General features: G+C 71.5%; 7 protein-coding genes. 3 read left to right on the top strand and 4 right to left on the bottom strand.

Translation table 11 applies throughout. The features are described from left to right. Positions 1-55: 55 nt before the first annotated feature. Complete coding sequence (locus ACZ4EG_RS37750; protein ID WP_467793832.1) at positions 56-1342, bottom strand: ion channel protein; 1287 nt, start codon at positions 1340-1342, stop codon at positions 56-58. Between the two features lie 132 nt (positions 1343-1474). Between ACZ4EG_RS37750 and ACZ4EG_RS37755 the strand changes: the two genes are divergently transcribed. Beyond that, positions 1475-2236 carry a MerR family transcriptional regulator gene (locus ACZ4EG_RS37755; protein ID WP_453547616.1) on the top strand — a complete coding sequence of 254 codons (762 nt, stop codon included), beginning with the start codon at positions 1475-1477 and terminating at the stop codon, positions 2234-2236. Between the two features lie 30 nt (positions 2237-2266). Here the strand turns inward: ACZ4EG_RS37755 and ACZ4EG_RS37760 are convergent, their stop codons facing one another. Further along, a complete protein-coding gene (locus ACZ4EG_RS37760) occupies positions 2267-2632 on the bottom strand; it encodes a YbjQ family protein (RefSeq protein ID WP_453547619.1) in 366 nt (121 codons plus the stop codon). 135 nt (positions 2633-2767) lie between these two features. Here ACZ4EG_RS37760 and ACZ4EG_RS37765 point away from each other — a divergent pair, with 135 nt between their 5' ends. Further along, complete coding sequence (locus ACZ4EG_RS37765; RefSeq protein WP_467793833.1) at positions 2768-3775, top strand: DedA family protein; 1008 nt, start codon at positions 2768-2770, stop codon at positions 3773-3775. A gap of 22 nt (positions 3776-3797) precedes the next feature. Here the strand turns inward: ACZ4EG_RS37765 and ACZ4EG_RS37770 are convergent, their stop codons facing one another. Both ACZ4EG_RS37770 and ACZ4EG_RS37775 read right to left on the bottom strand, forming a co-directional pair. Next, positions 3798-5459: a threonine/serine exporter family protein gene (locus tag ACZ4EG_RS37770; protein WP_467793834.1), complete on the bottom strand. Its 1662-nt coding sequence runs from the start codon at positions 5457-5459 to the stop codon at positions 3798-3800. Positions 5460-5562: 103 nt separating this feature from the next. Further along, complete coding sequence (locus ACZ4EG_RS37775; RefSeq protein WP_363296450.1) at positions 5563-6054, bottom strand: inorganic diphosphatase; 492 nt, start codon at positions 6052-6054, stop codon at positions 5563-5565. Between the two features lie 187 nt (positions 6055-6241). Between ACZ4EG_RS37775 and dacB the strand changes: the two genes are divergently transcribed. Then, positions 6242-7723 (top strand): D-alanyl-D-alanine carboxypeptidase/D-alanyl-D-alanine endopeptidase, encoded by a 1482-nt coding sequence (dacB, locus tag ACZ4EG_RS37780; RefSeq protein ID WP_467793835.1) that lies wholly within the window; start codon positions 6242-6244, stop codon positions 7721-7723. Positions 7724-8522 lie beyond the last annotated feature (799 nt).

Here is an 8522-nt window from a genome sequence, read left to right on the forward strand (position 1 = left end):
GGGGGAGTGACAGGAGGGGAAGTGAGGAGAGAAGGCGGGTGGAGCGTCCGGCCGGTCACCGCACCGGCTTCCCGTCCGGCCGCAGTTGCATCTGCGGCCGCCCCGTCACCAGCAGCCAGGCCGGCAGCGAGGCGACGCACAGCAGCGCGGTGATCGTCGGCGAGGCGACCAGAACCGCGGCGGTGAACAGGCTCACCCAGCCCTGCCGGGTGATGGCCAGGAGCATGCCCAGCACACCCGCCGCCACGCCCACGGCGGGCGAGACCGCGGGCACCAGGGCGTGGGCGCAGAGCCCCAGGGCGGTGCCCACGAACACGGAGGGGAAGATCCGGCCGCCGCGGAAGCCACAGGTCGCGGCGACCGTCAGGGCGGCCAGCTTCACCACCGTCATCGTGGCGAACTGCCCGGCCGACCAGCCCTCGGGGTCGTGCGCCAGCTCCGACAGCTGGTCCAGGCCCTTGAAGAGCGTCAGGGGGCCGCCCAGGGCCCCCAGGGCCCCCAGCACGAGCCCGCCCACCGGAAGCATCAGCATCGGGTGCCGCAGCCGCTGGAAGGCCGCGTGGAGGTACGGGAAGGCGTGGACGGCACACAGGCCGAGCAGCGCCCCGACCGACGCGACGACGATCGCCGACAGCACGTCGACCGCGTCCGGCCGGTCGATCGGGGGCAGATGGAGGTCGAAGGAAGCGTGGTGGAGCAGGTCGGTCGTGATGGAACCGGCCGCGCCGGCGGCCAGGGGAGCGAAGAGGTTGTCCCACAACAGCCCCCTGGTCTGCTGTCCGGCCAGCGCCTCCGAGATGACCAGGGCCGCCGCCACCGGCGTGCCGAACAGCGCGCCGATCGTCGCCGCCTCCGCCAGCGCCCCCCACAGCCCGCCCGGCAGCCCGGGGAGGAACCGGTGGCCCAGCCACACCGCGAGGCCCACGTTCACCGCGATGATCGGGTTCTCCGGGCCGAGGCTCGGGCCGCCCGCGAGCATCAGGGCGGCCGCCACCAGCAGGCCCGGCAGCACGTAGAGCGGCAGCGTGGGCGCGTTCAGCCCCACGGTGGCCGGGTCGGGTCCCGCATGCCCGGGCACCTTCCACACCACCAGCCCGACCGCGATCCCGGTCGCGGTGAGCATGACGAAGATCCACAGCGTGGAGTAGCCGCCGATCCCCAGGGCACGGGGCAGGTTCTGCCACAGCACGCCCTGGAGCTTCTCGGCCGCCACGCTCACCCCGACGTAGAGCAGGCTGGAGATCACGCCCACGGCGAGAGCGGGCAGGATCAACGGCAGCAGGGCGCGCGCGGGCGTCGAGGGGACGGTGCTGGGCGCCTGTTGCGCGGAGTCCTGGGCCACGGGGTCACCATAAGCGGACGAAACGGGCGTAACACCCGGAGGGGTGCAGCCGGGGCACGCCCGTGCAACGGGCTTGCACCTCACGTCACGTGAGGGCCCATCGTGGAGCGCGTACCGAGAGAAGGAGCGGATGTGAGCTACTCCGTGGGACAGGTCGCCGGATTCGCCGGGGTCACGGTGCGCGCCCTGCACCACTACGACGAGATCGGCCTGCTCGCCCCGAGCGAGCGCAGCCACGCGGGCCACCGGCGCTACAGCGACGCCGACCTCGACCGGCTGCAGCAGATCCTGTTCTACCGGGAGCTCGGCTTCCCGCTCGACGAGGTCGCGGTCCTGCTCGACGACCCCGACGCGGACCCGCGCGCGCACCTGCGCCGCCAGCACGAACTGCTGACCGCCCGGATCGAGAAGCTGCAGAAGATGGCCGCGGCCGTGGAGCACGCCATGGAGGCACGCAAGATGGGCATCAACCTCACGCCCGAGGAGAAGTTCGAGGTCTTCGGCGACAAGGATCCCGAGCAGTACGCCGAGGAGGCGGAACAGCGCTGGGGTGGCACCGCGGAGTACGCCGAGTCACAGCGCCGCGCCGCCCGCTACACCAAGGACGACTGGAAGCGCATGCAGGCCGAGGTGGCCTCCTGGGGCGAACGCTACGACGCCCTGATGGCCGCAGGCGAGCCGCCGACCGGCGAGGCCGCCATGGACATGGCCGAGGAACACCGCCGGCACATCTGCCGGTGGTTCTACGAGTGCTCGTACGAGCTCCACCAGTCCCTCGGCGGGATGTACGTGTCCGACGAGCGCTTCAAGGCGTACTACGACTCCATGCGGCCGGGCCTCGCCGAACACCTCAAGGAGGCGATCACGGCGAACGCGGCGCGGCACACAGCGTGACCCTGCCCCCTGCCCCCTGGCCCGGGTGGCCTACTCCCGGGCCAGGACCACCGCGGTCCCGTAGGCGCACACCTCCGTGCCCACGTCGGCCGCGTCGGTCACGTCGAATCGGAACGCCAGCACCGCGTTGGCGCCACGCGCGCGTGCCTGCTCCACCAGCCGCTCCATGGCCTGGTTGCGGGTCTGCACCAGGGTCTTCGTCAGCCCCTTCAGCTCACCGCCGATCATCGACTTCAGGCCCGCGCCGATCTGGCTGCCGAGGTGCCGGGACCGCACGGTCAGCCCGAAGACCTCGCCGATGACGTCCTGCACCCGGTGACCGGGCACGTCGTTGGTGGTCACCACCAGCACATCGGGCTGGGGCCCCTGGCCGCCGCCGTATTCGTCGATTCCCATGGCTCACAGCTTTGTGCCTGCGCCCGCACAGTGCATCCCGGAGACACCGGTGGAACCTGGGGCGGACACATTGCGTTGATAGCTTTGTACGGCGGCACGACGCCGTACCGCCTTCACCCTCAGGAGCCCGGAACCGTGACGACTCTCGCCCTCGGCCCGAGCTGGCTGGACCCCAACTACCTGCTCGACACGTACAGCATCTGGGGCCTGCTGCTCATCGTGTTCGCCGAGTCGGGCCTGCTCATCGGGTTCTTCCTGCCGGGTGACTCGCTGCTGTTCACCTGCGGTCTGCTGATCACCTCCCACCAGCTGGACTTCCCGCTGTGGGCCGCGATCGCCCTCATCTGCGTCGCCGCGATCCTCGGCGACCAGGCGGGCTACATGTTCGGCAAGAAGGTCGGCCCGTCGCTCTTCAACCGTCCGGACTCCCGTCTCTTCAAGCAGGAGAACGTCACCAAGGCGCACGAGTTCTTCGAGAAGTACGGCCCGAAGTCCCTGGTCCTGGCCCGCTTCGTGCCCATCGTGCGGACGTTCACGCCGATCATCGCGGGCGTCAGCGGCATGAAGTACCGCTCGTTCCTGGTCTTCAACGTGATCGGTGGCGTCCTGTGGGGTGCGGGCGTCACCCTGCTCGGCTCGTGGCTCGGCAACATCGACTTCGTCAACAAGAACATCGAAGCGATCCTCATCCTGATCGTCCTGATCTCGGTGGTCCCGATCGCCATCGAGTTCCTGCGGGCCCGCTCCAAGAACCGGAAGAACCCGCCCGCCGAGGCCCCGGCCGGACAGCAGCCCCTCCAGCAGCAGCATCGGGCCCCGGTCATGGACGACGCCACGACCCGGCTGCGCCGCGTCGAGCCGACGTACGAGCAGGCGCAGGCGCAGCCGCAGCAGCCCCAGTCGCAGTCGCAGCAGCAGCCGTACGGCTCGAACCAGGCCTACGGGAATCAGGCTTACGGCAACCAGGGCTATGGCAATCAGGCCTACGGGAACCAGGCCTATGGCGACCAGGCCTACAGCGACCAGGGCTACGGCAATCAGGAGTACGGCCGGCAGTACCAGGGCTACGACAACCAGTACTACGACCAGCAGCAGTACCCGTACGACTACAACCAGGGGCAGGGCAACCACAGCGCCCAGTGAGCGGCGCCGGCAGGCGCCCGGCTCAGAAACCCCTGGTCCGCTTGGCGGCCCGGCGCTTCCCGGCGGAGCCGACCCGCAGGAACAGCCGCGAGATCTCCGCCCCCAGGTTCACCCCGATGGCGATGGCCATGGCCAGTGACGCGGCCTTGGCCAGCGACACAAGACCCTTGTCGACCTCGTTCTGCGCCATCGACAGCAGCCCGAAGTAGGTCGCCGAACCCGGCAGCAACGGCCCGATCGCCGCGGTCGTGTACGGCAGCGCGGACGCGAACCGGTACCTCGACAGCAGTTGCCCGAACAGGCCGACCAGGCCCGCGGCCACGGCCGTGGAGGCCACCGGCGAGATACCGCCGGCGTAGTGCATCGCGCCGTACACCGACCAGGCGACGCCCCCGTTGAGGGTCACCGGCAGCACGGTGGACCGTTCCTGCTGGAGCAGCACCGCGAAGGTCAGCGACAGCAGCATGGACGCGGCGATCTGCAGCAGCGGCCGCTCGGCGATGTTCAGCGCCGCGTCCGGGTTGAGCGTGCCGCCCACCTTCACGCCGAAGTACAGGATGACCAGCACCCCGATGACGATGCCGACGAAGAAGTACATGACCTCCAGCAGCCGGGCCGCCGCGGTGATGTAGAAGCCGGTCAGACCGTCCTGCACGCCCGCCACCAGCGCCCGCCCGGGCAGCAGCGCGAACAGTCCACCGGTGATGACTGCGGACGCCTTGACATCGACGTGGGCCAGCGCGAAGGCGACACCGATCATCGCGGGCGGCATCGCGGCCACCGTGAACTGGTAGAACTCCGGCAGCCCGCGCCCCGCGCACAGCCACGCCAGCCGGTCGCCGAGCATCGCGCCCAGCATGGCCGCGACGAACACGATCAGGTCACCGCCGACCAGCACCGAGGCCGCACCGGCCAGCAGCCCGCTCGCCACGGTCAGCGCCCAGCCGGGGTACGGGTGGCGGTTGCGGCGGATCTCGGCGAGCCGCCGGTAGGCCTCTTCGAGGGAGACATGGGTCTCCGGGTCGGTGAGGTCGTCCACGAGCCGGAAGACGGCCGCCAGCCGCGTGTAGTCGGTGCCCCGGCGGCGCACCGTCCGGGACGCCGTCACCGGGTCGTCCACCAGGGACGGTTGATACGAGATCGACAGCAGCGTGAAGGTGACGGTCGGCTCGCAGCGGTCCAGCGCGTACGCCCGGCAGACGGCGAACATCGCCGCCTCCACGTCCTCGGCGTTCTCGCCGCCCGCCAGCAGCAGCTCGCCGATGCGCAGGGTCAGGTCGAGCACGCGCGGGACGGCCGGAGCGCCCTCCTCCGCCTTCTGCACCGGCTCCGGCGCCGGGCGCTCCGCCACCGGCATGCGCAGCATCGTGCGCATCCGGTCCTGCCAGGGCGCGTCCTTGGTCAGGCTGACGGCGGGTATGCCCGTCGCCGGGGTGAAGACGGCCGGGGCCTGCCGGGCGTCGTAGGTGCTCGGCGGGCTGAACGCCGAGCCCTCCGGCTCGGCGCCCGGCGGCTGCGGGGCATCCAGGCCCTCGGGCAGGACGAACTCCGAGGTCGTCTCGGACTCACCGGCGGCCTTGGGGACCTCCAGCCCCTCCGGAACGGCGAACTCGGACGTGATCTCGGGGTCGTACGCACTCCTCGCCTCGTCCGACTGCGGCTTGCGGTCCTCCGCGTCCGTCACTGAAGAGCACTCCCTGTACGACACTCCGACAGGCTCAGTATGCGCACAGAGATGCCGACGGGCCGCACGCGTGCGCGTGCGGCCCGTTCACAGGAGCGGGGTCTCAGTGACCGCCCTGCTCCTCGAAGCGCTTGTACGACCGCTCGATCTCCGTCTCGGCGTCCGTGCGGCCCACCCAGTTGGCGCCCTCGACCGACTTGCCGGGCTCCAGGTCCTTGTAGACCTCGAAGAAGTGCTGGATCTCCAGACGGTCGAACTCCGACACGTGGTGGATGTCGCGCAGGTGCTCGACACGCGGGTCGGTGGCCGGAACGCACAGCAGCTTGTCGTCGCCGCCCGCCTCGTCCGTCATACGGAACATGCCGATCGCGCGGCACTTGATCAGGCACCCGGGGAAGGTCGGCTCGTCCAGGATGACCAGCGCGTCCAGCGGGTCGCCGTCCTCGCCGAGGGTGTTCTCGACGAAGCCGTAGTCGGTCGGGTAGGCGGTCGAGGTGAAGAGGCGACGGTCCAGGCGGATCCGACCGGTCTCGTGGTCCACCTCGTACTTGTTCCGCGAACCCTTCGGGATCTCGATCGTGACGTCGAACTCCACCGGTGGCTCCTCCATGATCAGCACATAGTTCTGGTGGTTAAGTGTCCCTCACGCAGGTGTGTGATCGCGAAAGGGGCTGGTCCTTGTGCCAGAACTGAGGCCTTGGCGCGCCGCGAGACCGCATGTGGTGCGGATCGCGGGTGCCGTACGACCGCGTCTGGCACGGGTCGCGCGGGGCACCCGGGCCATGGGACCACGCCTCGCGGCGCTCGTCCGGCCTGTGCGTCCGCGGACCCTCAAGACCTGGCAGTACACCGCGGGCGCCGCCACCGCCGGGCTGGCACTGGCCGCCGGCGTCGTGACCACCGCCGGCCCCTGGGACGCCAATGGTCAGCGTACGGCCGAGCGGGAGCGGGCGGCCGCCCAGGAGCGGGCAGGTGGCACAGATCACGGTCGTAACTCCGATACGACGGCCGCCGCACCCCGGCCCGCCCCCAGTGCCGCATCCGTCCTGACCGGCCTGGGCGGCGCCACGGGCACCGTGAACACCAAGAAGGCCCCGGCGTCCGGAAAGCCCCTCGCGGACGTCCTGGCGCCGCTTCTGGACGTCCCGGAGCTCGGCAGCGCCCACACCGCGGCGGTGGTCGACGTGGCCGGCGGAAAGCGGCTGTACGGCTCCGGCGCCGACACGGCCCTCACCCCCGCCTCCACCACGAAGATCGCCACGGCCGTCGCCGCCCTCTCCGCGCTGGGCGCCGACCATCGCCTCACCACCCGCGCCGCCCTGGAGCCGGACACCAAGGAGCTCGTCCTGGTCGGCGGCGGCGACCCGACGCTCACCGCGCACGAGAAGGCGGACGGCTGGGCGAGCCTGCGCACGCTGGCCGTCGACACCGCTGCCGCTCTGAAGAAGCGCGGGGTCCGGAAGATCACCCTCTCCTACGACACCACCCTCTACACGGGCCCCTCGATCCACCCCATCGGCGTCAACGACAACCTCGCTCCCGTCAGCGCCCTGATGGCCGACGAGGGCCGCACCGACGACTCGGCCAGTGGCCCGGCGACCCGGGTCGCCGACCCGGCGGCGGACGCGGCCCGCAAGTTCGCCGGCTTCCTCAAGGACGCCGGCCTCCGGACGACGGCACCGGGCCCCTCCAAGGCCACCGGGCGCTCCACCACCCTCGCCACCGTCTCCTCACCCCCGCTCTCCGCCCTGGTCGAACGCATGCTGACCAACAGCGACAACGACATCGCCGAGGCCCTGGCCCGCCAGACGGCCCTCGCGAGCGGAAAACGGGCGAGCTTCGAGGGCGGGGCGGCCGCGATCGCCTCCCGGCTGAACAAGCTGGGGCTGCCCATGTCCGGCGCCTCGTTCCACGACGGGAGCGGCCTGAACCGCAACGACAGACTGACGGCGGACCTGCTGACGGCCCTCCTCGTCCAGGCGGGCTCACCGGCCCACCCCGACCTCCGCCCGGTCCTCACGGGCCTCCCGGTGGCGGGCTTCACCGGCACCCTCAGCGCCCGCTACACGGACGGCGCGGCGGGCGTCGTCCGAGCCAAGACGGGCACCCTGACCGGCGTCAACACCCTGGCAGGCACGGTGGTCGACCAGGACGGCCGCCTCCTGGCGTTCGCCTTCCTGGCCACGAACACGACGAGTCCCCTGGACGCCCAGGCAGCACTGGACAGAACGGCCACGGCACTGGCGGGGTGCGGCTGCAGTTAGGAGGACGCGGGGCGGATCGCCTACGGCGAGGTCGGCCACGGCACCACCGGCTGCCGTCCGCCGCTTCGGCGGCGACGTGGTAGCGCCGGCGCCCGCTTGCTGCCGCCTGCCGCCTGCCGCTGCCGCCGGTGCGTGCCCGCACCGGTTGGAGCCCGCCGTCAGCCGTCAGCCGTCACTGCCTGCCGCCGCGGCACGATCACCCCACCTGCCGTCCGCCGCTCACAGCGGCGGCCTGATCGCGCCGACTACGGCTCGCAGCTTGCCGGGGTGGCGCAGCTCCATCGTCTGCAGCCCACCGCTTGCCTTCGCTGTCCGCCACCGGTGCCTGTCCGCATCGGTTGGAGTCCACCGTCGGCCGTCACCGCCTGCCGCGATGGCACAGCCGCACCGCCTGCAATCCACCGCCCGCCGCCACCGCCTGCCGCCGCGGCGCGGCGGCATTGCCCTCCGTCAGCCGCTTGCCGTGGTGGCGCCGCGGCACTGTCTGCCTCGCTGTCTGTCGCCGTAGCGCGGTGCGCGCTCCACCGCCTCCGGCCGTTGCTCGTCGGCGTGGCGCGATCGCATCGCCTGCAGTCAACCGCCTGCTGCGGTGGGGCAGCCGCACCGTCAGCCGCTTGCCGTGGTGGCGCCGCGGCACTGTCTGCCTCGCTGTCTGTCGCCGTAGCGCGGTGCATGTGCTGCCGCCTCCGGCCGCCGGCCGTTGCCGTGGCGCGATCGCATCGCCTGCAGTCAACCGCCTGCTGCGGTGGGGCAGCCGCACCGTCAGCCGCTTGCCGTGGTGGCGCCGCGGCACTGTCTG

This window comes from Streptomyces sp. NPDC025638 (assembly GCF_055558775.1).